23 protein-coding genes are annotated in these 19,071 nt (G+C 46.9%); 4 read left to right on the forward strand and 19 right to left on the reverse strand.

Going from position 1 to position 19,071, the window contains the following annotated elements:
• The coding region (locus tag HMPREF2872_RS08365) for a hypothetical protein (RefSeq protein ID WP_210398853.1) at nucleotides 1-470 on the reverse strand (470 nt) is incomplete at its 3' end.
• 1 nt (nucleotide 471) lies between these two features.
• Here HMPREF2872_RS08365 and HMPREF2872_RS11885 point away from each other — a divergent pair.
• Nucleotides 472-627 (forward strand): hypothetical protein, encoded by a 156-nt coding sequence (locus tag HMPREF2872_RS11885; RefSeq protein ID WP_210398854.1) that lies wholly within the window; start codon nucleotides 472-474, stop codon nucleotides 625-627.
• A 16-nt stretch (nucleotides 628-643) separates the two neighbouring features.
• On the opposite strand, the gene HMPREF2872_RS08370 is transcribed toward HMPREF2872_RS11885, so the two are convergent.
• From HMPREF2872_RS08370 to HMPREF2872_RS08385, 4 genes are all read right to left on the reverse strand, one after another.
• Nucleotides 644-895: a hypothetical protein gene (locus tag HMPREF2872_RS08370; RefSeq protein ID WP_070632879.1), complete on the reverse strand. Its 252-nt coding sequence runs from the start codon at nucleotides 893-895 to the stop codon at nucleotides 644-646.
• A gap of 3 nt (nucleotides 896-898) precedes the next feature.
• Nucleotides 899-1,594 carry a hypothetical protein gene (locus tag HMPREF2872_RS08375; protein WP_070632880.1) on the reverse strand — a complete coding sequence of 232 codons (696 nt, stop codon included), beginning with the start codon at nucleotides 1,592-1,594 and terminating at the stop codon, nucleotides 899-901.
• Nucleotides 1,575-3,050 carry an anthranilate synthase component I gene (gene trpE, locus HMPREF2872_RS08380; protein WP_070632882.1) on the reverse strand — a complete coding sequence of 492 codons (1,476 nt, stop codon included), beginning with the start codon at nucleotides 3,048-3,050 and terminating at the stop codon, nucleotides 1,575-1,577. The genes HMPREF2872_RS08375 and trpE overlap by 20 nt, the downstream gene beginning before the upstream one ends.
• Before the next feature lie 135 nt (nucleotides 3,051-3,185).
• Nucleotides 3,186-3,563, reverse strand: coding sequence for a hypothetical protein (locus HMPREF2872_RS08385; RefSeq protein WP_070632884.1), 378 nt, complete (start codon nucleotides 3,561-3,563; stop codon nucleotides 3,186-3,188).
• A gap of 136 nt (nucleotides 3,564-3,699) precedes the next feature.
• Here HMPREF2872_RS08385 and HMPREF2872_RS08390 point away from each other — a divergent pair, with 136 nt between their 5' ends.
• A complete protein-coding gene (locus tag HMPREF2872_RS08390) occupies nucleotides 3,700-4,320 on the forward strand; it encodes a Smr/MutS family protein (RefSeq protein ID WP_070632886.1) in 621 nt (206 codons plus the stop codon).
• A gap of 52 nt (nucleotides 4,321-4,372) precedes the next feature.
• Here the strand turns inward: HMPREF2872_RS08390 and HMPREF2872_RS08395 are convergent, their stop codons facing one another.
• The 6 genes from HMPREF2872_RS08395 to dnaB form a co-directional block, all read right to left on the reverse strand.
• On the reverse strand, nucleotides 4,373-4,861 hold the full coding sequence (locus HMPREF2872_RS08395; RefSeq protein WP_049329653.1) for a PilX family type IV pilin: 489 nt from the start codon (nucleotides 4,859-4,861) through the stop codon (nucleotides 4,373-4,375).
• A 4-nt stretch (nucleotides 4,862-4,865) separates the two neighbouring features.
• Complete coding sequence (locus HMPREF2872_RS08400; protein ID WP_070632888.1) at nucleotides 4,866-5,411, reverse strand: pilus assembly PilX family protein; 546 nt, start codon at nucleotides 5,409-5,411, stop codon at nucleotides 4,866-4,868.
• A complete protein-coding gene (locus tag HMPREF2872_RS08405; protein WP_070632890.1) occupies nucleotides 5,390-6,325 on the reverse strand; it encodes a PilW family protein in 936 nt (311 codons plus the stop codon). The genes HMPREF2872_RS08400 and HMPREF2872_RS08405 overlap by 22 nt, the downstream gene beginning before the upstream one ends.
• Nucleotides 6,326-6,327: 2 nt before the next feature.
• A complete protein-coding gene (pilV, locus tag HMPREF2872_RS08410) occupies nucleotides 6,328-6,975 on the reverse strand; it encodes a type IV pilus modification protein PilV (protein WP_210398856.1) in 648 nt (215 codons plus the stop codon).
• 15 nt (nucleotides 6,976-6,990) lie between these two features.
• Entirely contained in the window at nucleotides 6,991-7,656 is a 666-nt protein-coding gene (locus HMPREF2872_RS08415) for a GspH/FimT family pseudopilin (RefSeq protein ID WP_070632894.1), read from the reverse strand.
• A 157-nt stretch (nucleotides 7,657-7,813) separates the two neighbouring features.
• Nucleotides 7,814-9,220 (reverse strand): replicative DNA helicase, encoded by a 1,407-nt coding sequence (gene dnaB, locus HMPREF2872_RS08420; protein WP_070632895.1) that lies wholly within the window; start codon nucleotides 9,218-9,220, stop codon nucleotides 7,814-7,816.
• A 154-nt stretch (nucleotides 9,221-9,374) separates the two neighbouring features.
• Between dnaB and HMPREF2872_RS08425 the strand changes: the two genes are divergently transcribed.
• A complete protein-coding gene (locus HMPREF2872_RS08425; RefSeq protein WP_070632897.1) occupies nucleotides 9,375-9,956 on the forward strand; it encodes a superoxide dismutase in 582 nt (193 codons plus the stop codon).
• Nucleotides 9,957-10,181: 225 nt separating this feature from the next.
• Nucleotides 10,182-11,723: an L-lactate MFS transporter gene (locus HMPREF2872_RS08430; RefSeq protein WP_070632898.1), complete on the forward strand. Its 1,542-nt coding sequence runs from the start codon at nucleotides 10,182-10,184 to the stop codon at nucleotides 11,721-11,723.
• Between the two features lie 58 nt (nucleotides 11,724-11,781).
• Here the strand turns inward: HMPREF2872_RS08430 and HMPREF2872_RS08435 are convergent, their stop codons facing one another.
• The 8 genes from HMPREF2872_RS08435 to HMPREF2872_RS08470 all read right to left on the reverse strand — a co-directional run bounded on the left by HMPREF2872_RS08435 (nucleotide 11,782) and on the right by HMPREF2872_RS08470 (nucleotide 19,065).
• Complete coding sequence (locus HMPREF2872_RS08435; protein WP_070632900.1) at nucleotides 11,782-12,627, reverse strand: DUF817 domain-containing protein; 846 nt, start codon at nucleotides 12,625-12,627, stop codon at nucleotides 11,782-11,784.
• Nucleotides 12,628-12,660: 33 nt separating this feature from the next.
• On the reverse strand, nucleotides 12,661-13,926 hold the full coding sequence (ispG, locus tag HMPREF2872_RS08440; RefSeq protein ID WP_070632902.1) for a flavodoxin-dependent (E)-4-hydroxy-3-methylbut-2-enyl-diphosphate synthase: 1,266 nt from the start codon (nucleotides 13,924-13,926) through the stop codon (nucleotides 12,661-12,663).
• Nucleotide 13,927: 1 nt separating this feature from the next.
• Nucleotides 13,928-14,812 carry a helix-turn-helix domain-containing protein gene (locus tag HMPREF2872_RS08445; protein WP_070632904.1) on the reverse strand — a complete coding sequence of 295 codons (885 nt, stop codon included), beginning with the start codon at nucleotides 14,810-14,812 and terminating at the stop codon, nucleotides 13,928-13,930.
• A complete protein-coding gene (gene pilW / locus HMPREF2872_RS08450; RefSeq protein ID WP_063075505.1) occupies nucleotides 14,813-15,568 on the reverse strand; it encodes a type IV pilus biogenesis/stability protein PilW in 756 nt (251 codons plus the stop codon). It abuts the gene before it with no gap.
• Between the two features lie 8 nt (nucleotides 15,569-15,576).
• Nucleotides 15,577-16,665 (reverse strand): dual-specificity RNA methyltransferase RlmN, encoded by a 1,089-nt coding sequence (rlmN, locus tag HMPREF2872_RS08455; protein WP_070632906.1) that lies wholly within the window; start codon nucleotides 16,663-16,665, stop codon nucleotides 15,577-15,579.
• 168 nt (nucleotides 16,666-16,833) lie between these two features.
• Nucleotides 16,834-17,259: a nucleoside-diphosphate kinase gene (gene ndk, locus HMPREF2872_RS08460; RefSeq protein WP_004519785.1), complete on the reverse strand. Its 426-nt coding sequence runs from the start codon at nucleotides 17,257-17,259 to the stop codon at nucleotides 16,834-16,836.
• A 94-nt stretch (nucleotides 17,260-17,353) separates the two neighbouring features.
• Nucleotides 17,354-18,490, reverse strand: a complete 1,137-nt coding sequence (gene zapE, locus HMPREF2872_RS08465) for a cell division protein ZapE (RefSeq protein WP_070632908.1) — start codon at nucleotides 18,488-18,490, stop codon at nucleotides 17,354-17,356.
• 260 nt (nucleotides 18,491-18,750) lie between these two features.
• The gene (locus HMPREF2872_RS08470) at nucleotides 18,751-19,065 is read right to left on the reverse strand and encodes an integration host factor subunit beta (RefSeq protein WP_003678992.1); all 315 of its coding nucleotides are present in this window, start codon (nucleotides 19,063-19,065) and stop codon (nucleotides 18,751-18,753) included.
• Nucleotides 19,066-19,071: the final 6 nt, after the last annotated feature.

The raw sequence follows: 19,071 nt of genomic DNA on the forward strand, positions 1-19,071 counted from the left end.
TTGCTTTCCCCTTGGTAGAACACATTAAGATGAGATTTATATCCATCCGGATACGTTTTTACGTAACCATTAAAAGGTCTGCCCATATGTCCTTTACCTGTGTAAATAAACCCTGCCTGCTCCAGCAGCGGATGGAAATGATCCAAATCCATCTGGCAAATCGGTGTGGCAGGGGGATACCCCCCTCCGTTACCGAAATATAAGTGCATTTTCCCGCTTTTCTCCTTTGAATTGAAATTAATCCACCAGCCCCAGCCGGTATTTCCAAAATCATTGCCTGCATAAAAATCCCATGCCGATTTTTCTTCTTTGCTATATGGGGCGAATTTTATCTTCATCACCTTTTCTGCTGTTTCAATTCTAAAATCTTCTGGCGATTTGGCGTAGCGCAGGAAATCCACAACCTTGGTCAATACTTCGGGTGCGGTCAGATCCGGTTTTCCGGCAATCTGCTGTGTATCTTGATTCATAATGTTACCCTCCTTTGCGGGTATGGGGTTTGCGGTGGAGCAGGCTGAAAGCAGCAGCCCGATGGTCAATGCGGTTGCGATTGTGTATTGCATAGGGTTCTTTCAAGATAGGGAAGCCGATCTTTCAGACGACCTTTTGTCAAGAAACGTCGTCTGAAACAACAGCCTCGTTTTCAGCTGCGGCAGATTAATGGAAATCCGTTTCCTTCGGCATTGTAGCTGGCGCCGGCATTCGGATTTTTATTGACCGCCAGTTTGTCCAAATAGCCCTTTTCCGCTGCGGTATTGAGTCGTTCGGTCAATACGGGAGATGCCGTTATGGCGGCAATCAGATTGTGGTATGCATCCGAGTTTTTGCCGTTGCGGAGCGAATTTTGGGCAAAGTTGTCTAAAACAGTTTGCAGCTTAGGATTGATTTTATTCATTTTCTACAAACCTTTTTTAAAAACAAGAAAGGTAATTTCATTGATACAGTCATGTAATACTTTTTCTTTGCTTTCCCCTTGGTAGAACACATTAAGATGTGATTTATATCCATCCGGATACGTCTTTACATAACCATTGAAAGGTCTACCCATATGTCCTTTCCCTGTGTAAATAAACCCCACCTGCTCCAGAAGCGGATGGAACTGATCCAAATCCATCTGGCAAATCGGTGTGGCAGGGGGATACCCCCCTACATCACCGAAATGTAAGCGCATTTTTCCGGATTGATCTTTTGTAAAATTAATTGACCAGATCCAATTGCTGTCGCCAAACTTATTACCGATATAAAAATCGCTATAACCATCTGTACGTTCCAGCAACTTTAAATTCATCACTTTCCCTGCCGTTTCAATCTCAAAATCCTCAGGTGATTGGGCATAGCGCAGGAAATCCAATACCTTGGTCAATACTTCGGGAGTAGTTAGGTTTGGTCTTCCAGGTGTGGTTTGTGTATTCTGATTTATGGTTTTACTCTCTTTTGTAGGCATTGTGTTGAAGGAAGAACAGGCTGAAAGCAGCCCGACAATTAATATAGTTGCGGTTCCGTATTTCATGTTTTTTTCTTTAGAGATAAGCTTTTCTTTTGGATGAACTTCAGTCAAAAAGGCCGTCTGAAAATTATTTATCCAGCCCTTCATGCACCATTTGCGCTGCGCGTATTACTGCGCGGGCTTTGTTCTGCGTTTCCTGCCATTCGGAGGTCGGGTCGGAGTCGGCGACGATACCTGCGCCGCTTTGGACGTATAGCGTGTTGTTTTTCACTACGGCGGTGCGGATGGCGATTGCCAAATCCATGTCATTGTTGAAGCCCCATACGCCGACGGCGCCGCCGTAGATGCCGCGTTTGCTCGGTTCGACTTCTTCGATGATTTCCATGGCGCGGACTTTGGGAGCGCCGGAGAGTGTGCCGGCTGGGAACGTAGCGGCGAGGATGTCCATGTTGGTGACGCCCTCTTTCAGACGGCCTTCGACGTTGGAAACGATGTGCATCACATGGGAGTATTTTTCAATCACCATTTTGTCGGTAACTTTGACTTCGCCCGTTTTGCTGATGCGGCCGACGTCGTTGCGTCCTAAATCGATAAGCATGACGTGTTCGGCGATTTCTTTGGCGTCGCTTAATAAGTCCTGCTCGTTGGCAAGGTCTTCGGCGGGAGTTTTGCCGCGCAGGCGCGTGCCGGCAATGGGGCGGACGATGACGTCGTTGCGTTCGCGGCGGACGAGGATTTCGGGCGAGGAACCGACGATGTGGAAATCGCCGAAATCGTAGTAAAAGAGGTAAGGCGAGGGGTTGAGCGTGCGCAGGGCGCGGTAGAGGGCGAGCGGGCTGTCGGTGAATTCCATGCTCATGCGTTGACTGGGGACAACCTGCATGCAGTCGCCTGCAAAGATGTAGTCTTTGATTTTATCGACGCAGGCTTTAAACGGCTCTTCGCCGAACTCGCTGACGGCTTCGGTGTGTTTGCTGCCGAGGGAAAGCGGGATGGCGCAGCTTTGGCGCAACTGGGTGCGGATGTCTTCGAGGCGTTCGCGGGCGCGTTCGTAGCCGTCGGGCTGCGAGGGATCGGCGTAAACGATGAGGTGGATTTTGCCGCTCAAATTGTCGATAACCGCCAATTCTTGCGACAACATCAGCAAAATATCGGGCGTGCCGAGCGGGTCGGCTTTGGCGTTGTTTTTCAGGCGGTGGGCAAAGTGTTCGAAATTGTAGATAGTTTCGTAACCGAAGTAGCCGACCAATCCGCCGGTAAAGCGCGGCAGGCTTGGGATTTCGGGCGTTTTGAAGCGGTTGTGGAAGGCTTCGATAAAGGGCAGGGGATTGCCGTCGTGTTGTTCGACGGTTTCGCCGTTTTGATATACATCGACATGTTTGCCGCTGGTTTTGAGATAGTGGCTGCAAGGCAGACCGATAAAGGAATAGCGGCCGAAGCGTTCGCCACCGACAACGGATTCGAGCAGGTAGGTGAAAGGCTTGTTGGCAAGTTTGAGGTAGATTGAGAGCGGTGTGTCCAAGTCGGCAAGCAGCTCTTGAACGAGTGGAATGCGGTTGTAACCTTGTGCGGCTTGGGCTTGGTATTCTTGTTTGCTGATCATCTTGATAAGTCTTTCAGACGGCCTGTTTTAGGGTGTTAAATCGTGTGAAGAGTATAGCATTTTATTGGGATTGTTGACAGTCTGAGCGTTATGTCAGATATGGAAAACGCCGTCTGAAAAAGACGGCGCGAGGTATCAGGCAAGGGTGTTGGCGATTTTGTTTTTTCGGCTCCGTTTCCACTTGAAGAGATAAGCAGCAACAACGGGAATCAGGGCGATAATGGATTTGAATGTCCAGCCTGAATACCATGTGCCTTCGGGAACATCGCTTGCAAGCCAAGTGAAGTACGGCCACCAGCAGGCAACCAGGCTGCCGAGGAACAGCGGCCAAATATGACGGCTTAAGTTACGTTGCCATAAAAGGAAACAGATGGCTGCCCAAACGAAAGTCAGTACGGTAATCAGGAGAATGGTGTAGGCATCTGAAATCAGGATGGCGGCAAAGTAGTAGCTGAGTGCGACCCACAATAGGGCAAGTATCAAGACGATGATTTCTTCCGGGCGTTTAAACATGATTTCTCTCTTTTGTAAGACTGGCAATGCGTTAATACTATACCCTAAACAAGAAGCGATGATAAGAGTCTTTCAGACGGCCTTGTAGCCGGGTTTGCTATAATGAGTACAATCAATTTTTTAGAAAGGACAAACCATGACGGCAAACTTTCAAGAAACGCTGAAGGCTTTGGGCAAACAGGCGAAAAAGGAAGCCGCGGAGCGGGAAGCTGAAGCGAAGGCTAAAAAGCAGGTGGAGGATGTGGATTTCAGCAAGGCGGTTGGTAAGGTTACACCGTTGAAAAATGCGGGTAACTATTATGAACAGCCCCGTGATAAATCACCTATCAAGCCACGACCTAAAGAAATGGCGACTTTGGAGCAGGAAGATTATTTTTATGTGGGCAGCGGCGGCTGGGAAGAACCGCCGGCTTCGTTCAGTAAAAACGGGCAGGGTAAAAATGATTTGATGCGTTTGCGAAACGGCCATTATCCTGTTGTGGCGGATGTGGATTTGCATGGCTATACGCAGGAAGAAGCGCAGCAGGTATTGAACGAGTTTATTGAGTTTACGAAAAAACGCGGCGTTTGCGGCGAGATTGTCCACGGCAGCGGCTTGGGTTCTGCAGGCTATAAACCGGTTTTAAAAAATATGACGCGCCGCTGGTTGATGCAGCATCCTGATGTGTTGGCTTATGTCGAGCCCCGACAAGGCAATGATGGTGCAGTCAGGATTTTGTTGAAACGCCAACGCCGAGACGATGATTGGAAACAGTAAAATAAAAAAAGCAGTGTCGATAAAATGACACTGCTTTTTTATGTTTGTCAGACTAAGAAGATTTCTTTTTGGAAACCGATTCGCAACCTTTGCCATTGGTCATTGTAGTTTTGGAATCTTTGGCAGAGTCAATATCAGTGCATTTGTAAGCATTGCCTAAACTATCCATCCAAACGGAAAGGGTATAGCCTGTTTTGATGGGAATGGCTTTCAAACGATAGGCTCGGCTTGTACTGGTATCAATCATTTCGGCAGAGTATTTATATTTGTCTGCCAAATCTTTATGGCCTTTGTATGAGGAAATAAAGTCATCCAACTGAGTTTTAATCTCATCAGTTTTCCACTTTGGATTTTTAACCATCTGGTTTTTAAAAGCAGAATTGATGGCGACTAACTCGGCATGCGCTTGTGATTGGTAGCCGCGTTCAATGTAGCGGTTGTAAGAGGGAATGGCAATGACGCTCAGGATGGCTAAGATGGCGACAGCAATCATCATCTCAACCAGCGTAAAGCCTAGTTGTTTGGTAGAGGTGGTATTCATTATATTATTCGCTGGCAACGTAAGACTGAAGAACGACTTGGGTATTGGCATTCTTACCCCATGCTTTGGCGGTAACGCGGTAAGTAATTCGACCCTCTGTCGTTTTACCCAAATATTCGATGATGTAGCGTGGATTATTTACGATGCCGCTTTTTTTATCTAAAGGATATTCCGTACCATTGGCGTCAATACACAGGCTTTTGTCGCATTTGCGCTTCCAAGCATCTACGGTTGGGTTGCCTTCTTCAGTAAAATCGGCATTGGATTTGACGTTTGGTGTGGAACATAAACCTTTTTCACATTTTGCGGTAAAAGTAGTCTTTTTACCTTCAATATCAAAAATTTGATTTTCACCTTCACGCAGTGCCGCTTCGGCTAGGGTGGTTGCCAGTTTGCGGTCGGCATCGTTGGTACTGATGCGTTGTTCGGTATTGTAGGACTGAGTGGCTGTAACCACGAGCAGGGCGATAACGACCATCATCATTAAGACGATAAACAAAGCATAGCCCTGCTGCCGTTCGGGTTTGTTTAGAGTGATCGGTCGGCGCATACGTTTCCTCCGCGGATGGTGGCATTAATTTTATAGATATCGACTTTATTGTCTTGTTCTTTTGATGGGTCAATACTGCCGTTATTCAGTACGATTTGGATAGAAGCCGGAGACTTAGCTTCAGCTGAGATATCCAATGCGTTTTTGTAATCAAATGATTCTGTATTCACTCCGCTGGCAGATGCATTTTCAGAATCAGGACATTCTGCATAGATATAGTGGATATCCATGGTTGTAATGCCTTTAATCAACAGCTGCGGATTACTCCATGAGCCATCATTTGATAATTGGAAACGGAACAAACCGCTCTCTTCTCCAAGTTTACCGACAGCGTAGGCAATCATTTCATGTTTCATAATGGTGATACTGCCGTCTTGATCAGAGTCGGTAATTTTTAAAGCCAATTTTGCCGCAGCCAAATCTTTAATTTCTGTGTGAGGTTTGGCAATACCGGAGCAACTGCTGGCAATGGCAGTTTTTGCAGGAGAGTCTGCTTTGTCGATACCGTATTGGAACAGCAGGGCTTTGCCAGTTTGAGCAAAGCCGGTATAGCTTAATTTATTGATTTCTTTAACAGGTAACAGCTTATTAACCCCGGCTGTTTTCAAGGCATATTCATCTGAGCTTTTGTCTTCTATCACTGCAGAGGCAGGAGAATTCGACATATTGAAGCAACCGAAATTGCCTGCCATACGCGCATCGCGGACAATCATGTTGGCGGCGTTGCGCAAATCTTGTTGGATGCCGATACGGGCGTTGGCAGACTTGTTTAATCCGCGTGCAGTAAAGTAGGTGGAGCTGACAGCCATTAAGACGATCATGCTGAGCAGGCTGGCAACCAGAAATTCAAGGATACTAAAACCACGAATGGCGGTTTTATTGGGAATATGGTTGAGTAAGCGTTTATTGTTCATTGTTAGTCTCTTACGCGTGATTGGTAGGTATAGACAACGTGGTGCCCCGATGTGTTGAGATCTTTTGTGCTATTTTCTTCTTCGATATCTTGTAACCATAAAACCTTAGCGATGGTCGTGTCGCCTTTGCCATCGCATTTTGCGTTAAACCCATTTTCGTAAGTCGGCTCTGCGCCGGAAGAATCTTTGCAGATGGTCGAGAAGACTTGGGCTTCGGGAAGGGCTTTGGCTAAATCAGCTTTAAACTGTGCAATTTGAGCCTGTGCAAGTTGGGCTTTGCTCATTTTGGCTTCAAATTTTGCAGTTTGTTTAGAGTCGGATTTTAGGTAGGCATCGTAGGATTTTTTATAACGGGAGGTTTTTTCCCCTGCAGTATCGGTTTCTTCAGAGAGCGTCGGATTAATGAGCATGCCTTCAATCAGATTTTGCGTAATTTGGGCGACGGCGGTTTGATTTTCAGACTCACGCACGGTGGATACAGTACGTAGTTGGACAGCCAGAAGGGCGAGCACACCGATGGTAAGGACAAACATGGCAATCAAAACTTCAATCAGGGTCATACCTGATTGAAGTTTTGGGGTAAAGCTTGTTGGGCTTGTTTTCAGACGGCCTTTAAATGATCTGAGATGAGTAGGATTAGTAATGTTCATAAGATACCGTTGTTATTATTTGGAGATGTATTCGCACATTTTGCGCTCATCGTTTTTAGCACAGATTTCGACATGCCCATTGCCATTAATTAAAAGTACGGTAGCACGGGCTTTCTTGGTTTCAGCATCGGCAGCAGATTTATCCGTTAGGCTGATTTTGATGTGGCCGTCTGAAAATTGATAATTTTCGCCATCAGTTGAATGACCAAATGTACCATTGGGAAGAAATCTCCACCAGACTTCTTTTGAAGCTGAGGCCGAGAGGGCAGAACGGTCATTGCCGATAGGGATATAGTTGAAGCTGTATTCCACTTTGTCGGTATCTCCATTAAGGATAATGGAGCGGATGGATAAATCAACTGTGTCGTTTTGATAGCGTAAGTCTTCGTTTTTATCGGCGTAGGCTAACATACCATTACCGGCATATTTGGAATCGCAACCATTATTGGGTGAGCCATCGGATTTGATTTTGACCGGGCAGATGTAAACGGGAAGATTGAGACGGACGGCCTCATTACGCGCGAAGCGCAGCAGATTTGCAATTTGCTCTGCTTGCGATGCCGCACGTCTGGAGGCAATCCATTGATTCATATTGGGAAGTGCGATGACGGCCATTACTGCTGTAATAGTAATGACGATCAGCAACTCAATTAGGGTGAAGCCTTTTTGTGTCTGATACATGAGTGATTTTTTAGTAGTAATGTGTTGGGTAACTGACGTTTTCTCTTTTGCACTTGCCTGTGGCAATGCTTTTGCTTTTATTAGATTTATTCTAAACGATTTTGTAATGCGTGACTAATGAAATATGAAATTCGGTTAGTTTTTCGGACAATCTGTCTCAATCTTCCATCAACATGGATTCTGGAATATAGGCAGCATTATCAAATTTGGTAAATTGACCCATCCAAGTGAGGAATACTTTCCCAACGGGACCGTTACGGTGTTTGCCGATAATACATTCCGCCAAGCCTTTTGCGGGTGAATCTGAGTTGTAGTATTCGTCGCGATACATGAACATAATCAAGTCGGCATCTTGTTCGATTGCGCCGGACTCACGCAAGTCGGACATCATCGGGCGTTTGTCGGTACGCTGCTCAACTGTACGGCTCAACTGCGACAGGGCAATGACGGGAACTTGCAATTCTTTAGCCAATGCTTTGAGGGAGCGCGAAATTTCGCCAAGCTCGGAAGCACGGTTGTCAGAGCGACCAGAACCTGACATCAATTGCAGGTAGTCGATAACGATCAACCCCAATTTGCCGTTGAACTGGCGTGCAAGACGACGGGCGCGGGCGCGGAGTTCGAGCGCAGTCAAACCCGGCGTTTCATCGATATACATGGGTGCATCGGAGAGTTTAACGACCGCTTCGTTCAGACGGCCCCAGTGTTCGTCTTGTAATCTGCCGGTTTTTAAAACGCTTTGATCCAAACGTCCGACTGAACTCAGCATACGCATAACCAGCTGCGCACCGCCCATCTCCATAGAGAATACGGCGACAGGCAATTTGTTTTCTACGGCAACGTGTTCCGCAATATTGATCGAAAAGGCGGTTTTACCCATGGACGGACGACCTGCGACGATGATCAAATCGCCTGGTTGAAGACCTGATGTTTTTTTGTCGAGGTCGATAAAACCTGTCGATATGCCGGTTACTTCATCAGGATTGTCGCGCGAATAAAGCATATCGATGCGCTCGACCACTTCTTTCAGAAGGTCGGGCATCTCAAGGAAGCCTTGTTTGGATTTGGCGGTGCTTTCGGCGATTTGGAATACTTTGTTTTCTGCCTCGTCCAAAAGCTGGCCTGCATCGCGCCCTTGCGGATTGTATGCGTTGCGTGCAATTTCCGTGCCGACTTCGGCAAGCTGGCGCATGATGGAACGTTCGCGCACGATTTCGGCGTAGCGGCGGATATTGGCAGCAGACGGCGTGTTTTGCGCCAGCGTAATCAGATAGTTGAATCCGCCTGCCGCTTCCAATTCTTCATTGCGTTCCAAACTTTCTTGGACGGTAATGACGTCGGCAGGACGGCTTTCATTAATCAGATTGGCAATCGCACGAAAAATCAGGCGGTGTTCGTGGCGGTAAAAATCCTCGCCGGAAACGACATCGGCAATACGGTCCCAAGCAGAATTTTCCAGCATCAGGCCGCCCAATACGGATTGCTCCGCTTCTGTGGAATGTGGCGGCAGTGACAATGCGCTGATTTCACGGTCTTCAGACGGCATATCGGAATAATTGCTCATGACGGGCATCTCTGGCTGGGAAATTGCAATCCACTATTATAGCGCAGTGTAAGTTCAATTGGTTTGTTTAGGCTAAAGCAGGTAAAATAGTAATGTTGTCGATTTGACAACACACACTACCAAAATATAAATATCAATAATTAGGAGCATAAAAATGGAACACAAGCTGCCACGATTGCCTTATGAACTGGATGCCTTGTCCCCTCATCTGACCAAAGAAACTTTGGAGTTCCACTACGGCAAACACCATCAAACTTACATCACCAATTTGAACAATCAGATCAAAGGCACTGAGTTTGAAGAAATGCCTTTGGAAGAAATCGTGAAAAAATCTTCCGGCGGTATGTTCAACAACGCTGCCCAAACTTGGAACCACACTTTCTACTGGCTGGGCTTTACCCCTAAAGGCCAAGGCAAACCTGCCGGCGAATTAGCTGCAGCCATCGATGCCAAATGGGGCAGCTTCGAGAAATTCCAAGAAGCGTTCAATGCCTGCGCGGCCGGTACTTTCGGCTCAGGTTGGGCATGGTTGGTGAAAACGCCTGCCGGCGAATTGGATCTGGTTTCTACTTCCAATGCAGGTACTCCGCTGACTACTGAAAATACTCCGCTGTTGACTTGCGACGTATGGGAACACGCCTACTACATCGACTACCGCAACAGCCGTCCTAACTACCTGAAAGGTTTTTGGGAAATCGTTAACTGGGATGAAGTTGCCAAACGCTTTGCCGCATAAAACGATATGAATGAAAAGGCCGTCTGAAAGATTTTCAGACGGCCTTTTTGTTGATATTGGATGAGGAAAATGGTTTAGATGAATGTTTTTTCTGTCTGATGCGCAAAATTATCATGGAGCGGACAAAAAGGAAAATGGGAGATTAATGTTACAATATTGTTAACAATTTTTCGATTCCACATGATATGGAATCAGCGTTTGACATACATAAGATAAGAGGATTTTATGAAGTTTTTAGACCGTGAGGCGACCATTGCCCAACCCGGCTTTAATCGTTGGCTGGTACCGCCTGCCGCTTTGGCCGTGCATCTTGCCATCGGACAGATATACGCTTATTCCGTGTTTAATGCGCCTTTAACCAAGCTTATCGGTATCACTGAGTCGGCTGCCGGAGATTGGAAGCTGACCACGGTGGGCTGGATTTTCAGTATTGCCTTGGCGATGTTGGGCGCGTCTGCGGCCATGTTCGGTACATGGATGGAACGCGTTGGGCCGCGTAAGGCGATGTTTGTTGCCGCCTGCTGCTTTAGCTTGGGCTTTTTTGTGTCGGCAATCGGCGTCCATACGCACAATCTGTTTTTGCTTTATTTGGGCAACGGCGTGATTGGCGGGATTGGTTTGGGCTTGGGCTATATCGGGCCTGTATCGACATTGATGAAATGGTTTCCCGATAAACCGGGCATGGCGACAGGCTTGGCGATTATGGGTTTTGGCGGCGGCGCGATGTTGGCTTCGCCTTTGTCGGTATCGCTGATGAGTTTTTTCTCCAGTGAAACTTCGGTTGGCGTTGCGCAGACTTTTGTGGTTTTAGGGTTGTTTTATTTGGTGTTGATGATGTTCGGCGCGTTTACGATCCGTGTACCTGCCGATGGCTGGAAACCTAAAGGTTATGTTGCGCCGAAAAACAAAAGCAAATTGGTCAGCAGCAATCATGTCAATGTCTCACAAGCCATGAAAACGCCGCAATTCTGGCTCTTGTTTTGGGTGTTGTGCTTGAATGTGACGGCCGGTATTGGTGTGTTGGGACAGGCTTCCGTCATGATTCAGGAGCTGTTTTCCGAGGCATCTGTAGGAAAACAAGCGGCCATTGGTGCGGGCTCGGCGGCAGGTTTTGTGAGTCTCTTGAGCCTGTTTAATATGGGCGGCCGCTTTTTGTGGTCCAGCGTGTCAGACAAAATCGGGCGTAAAAATACTTATACCATTTTCTTTGTGCTCGGCTCGCTGTTGTATTTTGCCATTCCGTCTATTGGAGAGAGCGGTAATAAGGCTTTGTTTGTTATTGGGTTTTGCGTCATCATTTCCATGTATGGCGGCGGTTTCGCAGCGATTCCGGCGTATCTGAAGGATTTGTTCGGCACTTATCAAGTCGGTGCAATCCACGGCAGGATTTTGCTGGCATGGTCAACTGCGGCCGTTATCGGCCCGGTGTTGGTCAACTATATCCGCCAAAGCCAAATTGAAAGCGGCGTTCCGGCTGCCGAGGCTTATAGCATCACCATGTACATCATGGCAGGTTTGTTGATTGTCGGTTTGCTGTGTAATTTGAGTGTCCGTTCGGTTCACGAAAAGCATCACGAGAAGGACATTAAGGTCGCGGCACATAGCGGCAACCCCGATGATGAAACCGCTGTATCCGATGCCTATTTGATCAGCAAGAAAGTATCAGCGGGCGGTATCGGTATATGGTGGCGCTGGGCTTTGGTTTGCATCCCTTTGTGCTATGGTGTCATTATGGTGTTTGTTAAAGCTTTAAGTTTGTTTAATTGATTGTTGAAAATTAAAGGCCGTCTGAAAGTTTCAGACGGCCTTTTCAAATGTTAAATAACTAATCTTTCGATACGCTGATGGTATGTTTGATGTGTTTTAAATTTGCAACGATGGTAAAAGTCATCATCACCAGTAAAGCCCATGAACTCCATTTGCTGATGTGTACTGATGCCCATGCGCCGATTTGGTTGGGATAGTGCCAAACGCCGAATAGGGTTCCCAAATTTTCCGCCAGCCAAATAAAAAATCCGATCAGGACGAAAGCGAGCAGGAGGGGCATTTTGCGAGTGGTGTCATAGGGAGTGTATAAGACCGTTGTCCGGGCGTATAGGCCGAGAGCAAAAGCTGCAAGATACCAGCGATAGTCGCCGATATAGTGATGGGTGAAGAAATTGATATAAATCGCCAGTGCGCACAAAGTGCCCAACCAATATGGCGGATGGCTTTTGATTTTGAGGTCAAACAGCCGCCATGCTTGGATAATATAGCTGCCGACCGCGGCATACATAAAGCCCGCAAACAGCGGTACGCCGCCGATTTTGGTATATGCTTCTTCCGGATAGCTCCAGGATTGGATACCGCCCGATGTTTTGAACCACTCTAAAGCAAAGCCGACCAAGTGAAACAGCGTAATCGATTTTACTTCGTCCCAAGTTTCCAGCATGAAATACAGCATGGCTGCTTGTACGGAGACGGCAAAAATCAGCAGCAGGTCATAGCGCGAAATTCCCAGCCAACCTGTTTTCGGAATAAGAAACATGGCAATGAAAAACAAGCCTGCAAATAAGCAGGCTCGTGCTTCTTTCAAACCGAAAAACCAAAATTCAACGATAAAGCGTCGCCAACCATGCAAATCCTTGCGTTTGGGATGCTCAGTCAGCCAAGTATCCAGTTTGCCCAACATATTTTCAGACGGCCTCTTTATTTTGATAATGTTTTAGGCGGACTGAATCGGAATGACACGGTTTTGCTTACGTTTTGCGCCACCTTCGCAATAGTTGGTTTTGACATAATCTTCAACGATTTGCAAAAACTCGGCAGCGATATTGTCGCCTTTGAGGGTAACTTTGCGTTCGCCGTCTACATAAACCGGCGCAACCGGAGTTTCGCCTGTACCTGGCAGGCTGATACCGATATCGGCAAGCTTGCTTTCGCCCGGACCATTTACCACGCAACCCATCACGGCGACGTTCAATGATTCAACGCCTGGATATTCAGTGCGCCAAACAGCCATTTTTTGGCGTAAATAGTTTTGTACGTCTTGAGCCAACTCTTGGAATACGGTACTGGTGGTACGGCCGCAACCCGGGCAGGCTGTAACCATTGGCGTAAAGGAGCGCAAGCCCATGGTTTGCAGGATTTCTTGACCGACAATGACTTCTTGTGTGCGTGGGGAGCCGGGTTCGGGCGTAAGGGAAATTCGAATGGTGTCGCCGATGCCTTCTTGCAATAATACGGACAGAGCTGCGGTGGAGGCCACAATGCCCTTGCTGCCCATGCCGGCCTCAGTCAGGCCGAGATGGAGCGGGTAACGGCAACGGCTGCCTAATTCGCGGTAAACCTGAATCAAGTCTTGTACGGCGCTGACTTTGCACGACAAAATGATTTTGTCTTCAGGCAAGCCTAAAGCCACGGCTTTTTCTGCCGATTCCAGCGCAGAAACAATCAAAGCCTCTTTCATGATTTCTTCAGGGGGCTTCGGTGTGGCAGAAGCTAGGTTGGCATCCATCATGCGCTTGGCAAGGCTTTGATCAAGAGAACCCCAGTTCACACCGATGCGTACGGCTTTATTGTTTTCTGCGGCAGTACGAATCATAAAGGCAAATTTTTCATCGCCTTTTGCACCTTTGCCGACATTACCCGGGTTAATCCGATATTTGGCCAAGGCTTTGCCGCACTCAGGAAATTCGGCCAATAAGCGTTCGCCATTGAAATGGAAGTCGCCGATCAGGGGCGTGGTGTAACCCATATCGTCTAAGCGGCTGCGGATTTCAGCGACTTTGGAAGCCGCTTCCGGAGTATTGACCGTGATGCGTACCATTTCCGAGCCGGCATCGCTCAACTCTTTGACCTGTCGGGCAGTTGCTGCGGCATCTGCCGTATCCGTATTGGTCATGGATTGCACAAGAACGGGCGCATCGGAGCCGATGATGAGGTGGTCAATTTTGACTTGATGTGTCTGACGGCGTTTAGGTGTGGTCATTTTAGTTTTTTCCTGCAACAAAAGAGGCGGATTTTTCACCGGCAACACGGTATTTCAAAGGTTCGATAGGTGTGCCGCCGTAATTGGCTTCCGAACCGGCTGCAATACCGATCCAAACATTGTAAGGCGCACCGCCTCTCAGACGTTGTTCGCTTCCGGCCGGAACGATACGGCTGAATACTACTTTTCCATCTTTATCTGTAATAATCAGATTGCTTCGGTATTGGACTTTAATCCAAAGTTCGTCTTTCTCAACTTTGACGGCAGGCTTCTCTTCTTGTACGACGGCAGAAGCTTCAGAAGCTGCTTGATCATTAGTCACTTCAGGTTTATTAGTGATTTCTTTTTTGCCGTCTTCTGTCATTTCGCTAACGGCAACATTATCCGTTTTTAAGGCAGGCGTTTTCATCGTATCAGCAACATCTTTGCTGTTTTGAATATTTGCCTGTTCGTTTTCAAAACTGGATTTGCTTTGCCAAAAGTAAACGCCGCCTACAGCCAAAGCCAGTGCGGCTATCCCCAATATCCATTTTGGGAAACCTTGTTTTTCAGTGTCTGTGTAGCTTAAGCCGGCGTTGGTGCTGCGTGTTACCGCGTATACATGGTCTTCAAGTTGCGGAGTAATGGAGAGCAAATGTTTGGTGATGGTTTGTTCGTCGATTTTCAGAAATCGTGCATATGAACGCAAATAGCCTGAAACAAAGACTAAACCGGGAAAGCCTGAATATTCCCCTTTTTCTAAAGCATCAATTTGTTCGGCAGACAGTTTCAAACGTGAAGCAACATCTTGAATATCGATTTTGGCATCAGTTCTGTGTTTGCGTAATTCATCCCCCAATATTTTGGCGGCTTGTGTGTCGTAGTTGATTTTATCGTTATTTTCCATTTAGTGGCCTGTTGTGACGGTTTGTAGTTCGTCTGAATAGGGGAAGTTTGCCCTAAGTTGGGCTTCGTATTCGTATGCGGCGTGTTTATTGCCCAAGGCAGTAGCCAAACGCCAGCCTAAAAGCAAATCGTCAGCCTGAAGGACATCAACTTTGCTTTGGTATTGGCGGAAATAATAGTCGGCATCGTTCAGATTGCCTGCCATCATTTTGGTTCGGGCAAGTTCTTTGAAAGCAGGGAAGAATTGTGGATTCGCTGCTAAAGACCTTTCCAAATAGGCTTGGGCTAAGGAGTATTGGCCTAACCTTGCACTGCAAATGCCTTTATTCATATTGGCAATAAAGGGGCTTGGGTAGGTTGGGTCGGCCAGTGCTTTGTCAAAGTAAGCCAAAGATTCGGCCGGTGCATTCATTTGATTGCACAAGAACCAACCGTAGTTGTTGTTGACTTCCGCGCTATCAGGTTTTAAAGACAATGCTTTAAGAAAGCTTTCCTGAGCTTTATCTTTGACCTTCAAATACTGATAAATCTCGGCGCGTACCAACCAAGCAAGGTCATTTTTTGAATTGGACTTAAGCGCCTCTTCGATACTTTCAGTAGCTTGGCGGTAGTTTTGGCCGCGCATATATTCCACAGCCAGTTGGGTTTTGATATTAGAAACTTGAATGGCACGTTCTTTAGGGCTTGGGCCGGAAGAGGAAGCGCAGGCAGAAAGAGTCAGTGCGGTAAGTAAAGCGAATCCGAACTTAATTTTCATAATTAACCTTATTGTTCGACCAAAATCTGTTGCCATTTTTGTTGGCGACGTGTTTTATCTTGTACTTGTCCGGCCAATTGTCCGCAAGCTGCATCGATATCGTCGCCGCGGGTTTTGCGGACAGTAACGACAAAGCCGGCTTGTTGCAGAATATCGCGGAAGACACGGATATTTTCATTGGTAGAACGTTCGTAGCCGGAATTTGGGAAAGGATTGAACGGAATCAGATTGAATTTGCATGGTACGTCTTTAACCAACTCAATCAATTCGCGCGCATGTTGCGCTTTATCGTTGATACCGTCGAGCATAACGTATTCAAAGGTAATAAAGTCACGGGGTGCTTTGACCAAATAACGTTGACAGGCCGCCATCAATTCTTTAAGCGGGTATTTTTTGTTGAGGGGAACAATCTGATCGCGCACTTCATCGTTGGATGCGTGTAAAGACACAGCCAAAGCAACAGGCATTGCGTCACGCAGTCTGTCCATTTGTGGAACCATACCCGAAGTGGAAACGGTCACACGACGGCGGCTCAAGCCGTAGCCGTGATCATCCAGCATAATGCTCAAAGCGGTAACAACATTGTCAAAGTTTGCCATGGGTTCGCCCATACCCATCATCACCACGTTGGAGATAACGCGTTCGTTTTTAGGGGTAACGCCCATGGCTTTATTGGCCCACCAAAGTTGACCGATAATTTCAGCGGCAGTCAGGTTGCGGTTGAAACCTTGTCGACCGGTAGAGCAGAAGGTACATTCCAATGCGCAACCGACTTGGGAAGAGATGCACAAAGTACCGCGTTCAGCCTCGGGAATGAAAACGGTTTCTACACCGTTGCCCGTGCCGACATCCAGCAACCATTTGCGCGTGCCATCCGTAGATTCTTGTGCCATCATTAATTTAGGCACTTCGATTGTGGCTTGTTTATTTAACTTGGCACGCAATGATTTGGCCAAGTCAGTCATTTCTTCAAAGTTTTGTGCACCGGCTTGATGCATCCAACGCATTACCTGCTTGGCACGAAAAGGCTTTTCGCCCATTTCGGCAAAGTGTTGCGTCAGTCCGTTTAAATCATAATTCAGTAGATTGGTTTTCATGTATTTTTATGTTTCTCAGTAAAGCTTTTAAAGCAAAGGGGCTTATTGGGCAGCTTTGCTTTAATAGCCTTTGGATTTTCAGACGGCCTTTAATTTGTAGGACATACAAAGCAGTTTTGCCGTCCGATATGAATCGGACGGCCGTAAAGCGGCTACAGGCTTTTATTCTTAGCGTGGGCAGATTTCGCTTTGGCTGAAGAAGTAAGCAATTTCAATTGCAGCATTTTCAACGCTGTCAGAACCATGTACAGCATTAACACTGACAGATTCTGCAAAGTCGGCACGGATTGTGCCAGGAGCTGCATCGGCTGGATTGGTTGCGCCCATCAGTTCACGATTTTTGGCAACGGCGTTTTCACCTTCTAATACTTGAATCATGACAGGATTGCGAGTCATGAATTTAACCAAGTCTTCATAAAAAGGGCGGTCTTTGTGTACAGCATAAAATTCTTTTGCTTCACGCTCAGAGAGATGTTTCATTTTTGCCGCAATAATGCGCAAGCCGTTTTCTTCAAAGCGGCTGTAAATCTTGCCGATGACGTTTTTTTCTACTGCATCGGGTTTGATGATGGAAATCGTACGTTCTATGGCCATGTTATGTCCTTGTTTTTATTGAAAGGTAAGTTGTCGTAGCCAAGAGGCGAGGGAAGTGTATTCTACCAAATTTCGCCCCTTTTTGGGAAAGGCATTATTTGCTTAAAGTCAGGTGCAGTTGTTCCAAGTAGACTTCAGATTGCATTTCGATCATACGGCTGGCCGTACGGGTAAATTCTTCTGCAAAATCGCCTTCGACGTAAATATCGTTTACGCCAACTGCGCTGGTAGCGCACAGCTTCACACGGAAATCGTATAAAACGTCAATTAACCATGTCAGACGGCGTGCTTCTGCTTTTTCTTGCTGGGTTAGGCGTTCTAACCCTGAAAGGAAAACCATCTCGTAATGTTCAGCTAAATACAAATAGTCAGCTTGAGAGCGCGGGCCAAAACATAATGCGCGGAAATCAAACCAAATGGCGCGTTCTGACTGGGCTTTATGAGGAATTTCCCGTCCATGAATAATGCTGATACCTGGGTTTAATTCAGAGATTCCGCTCATTTCCTTAAATAAAGCAGCGAGTTTTTGCTCGTTTTCTTCATTATTGGGAACAAAGAAAATTTCAGCAGGACGCAACGTACGCAAGCGGTAATCTTCGCCACCATCTACATTTAAAACGGTCAGGTTGGACTCGATAAGGGCGATGGTTGGCAGAAAGCTGCTGCGGTTTTGGCCTTGAGGATAGAGTTCGGATGGAGCATAGTTGGAAGTAGCTACCAAGACGACACCTTCACTCAACAGGTTTTCCAGCAAACGGCCCAAAATCATGGCATCGGCAATATCACTGACGTGGAACTCGTCAAAGCATAATACGCGTGTTTCTTTGGCAATTTCTGTTGCAACGGCTTTTAAGGGGTTGGCTTCGCTTTTCAAAACTTTAAGGCGTTGATGGATTTCGGCCATGAAGGCATGGAAATGCACGCGACGCTTGCGACGATAAGGGAGGCAGCCGAAAAAAGCATCCATCAAAAAACTTTTACCGCGCCCTACGCCACCATAAAAATAGAGTCCTTTAGGTACTTGGGGGGAACGCAAGCTACGGCCAAGAAAACGGTTGCGTTTACGTTTGAACATCATCAGCTCGGTCCATAAACGATCCAAATATTCAATGGCTCGCGCTTGGGCTTCGTCGCGGATAAAGTTGGGCTGCTCGGCTGCAGCTTGATACCAAGTCAATGGGCTGTGGTTTTCAAATGGAGGTGGTGTGAATAGTTGGTCTCTATTGCTCATGTGTAACCTTTATTATGCTTTGCTGGCGATAGTTGAAACATCATCCGCAATAGTTTGGACAGTAGTTGGAATGATGTTTTCATTACAGAATAGTCGGTCTATTATAAATGATTTCAGACGGCCTGCGTTTTTTGCAAAAGCATTGTAGTAAATATAGTTGAAATAGTGTGCGATTAAGGTATGCGTGAAAAGAGCTGGCTTTGGTATTTCTTGCGAAAACAAAAAAACGCCGCATTTCTGCGGCGTTTTGCTACTAAGTATTAATGAGCACTTTCTTGCAATGCCAAGTCTACACGCTCACGCAACTCTTTACCCGGTTTAAAGTGAGGAACATGCTTTTCAGGCACTTCCACGCGTTCGCCGGTTTTCGGGTTGCGCCCGATACGGGCAGGGCGGTGGTTCAAGTCGAAGCTGCCGAAGCCGCGGATTTCGATACGTTGTCCACGAGCCAGTGAGCGGGTCATGGTATCAACCAAGACTTTTACACTGTATTCGACATCTTTAGCCAGCAGTTGGTTGCCATTTTTTTCGGCAAACACTTCTGCAAGGCGAACCATCAATTCAGACTTCGTCATGTCTAC

Source organism: Neisseria sp. HMSC069H12 (assembly GCF_001812735.1).
Taxonomy (GTDB): Bacteria; Pseudomonadota; Gammaproteobacteria; order Burkholderiales; family Neisseriaceae; genus Neisseria; species Neisseria subflava.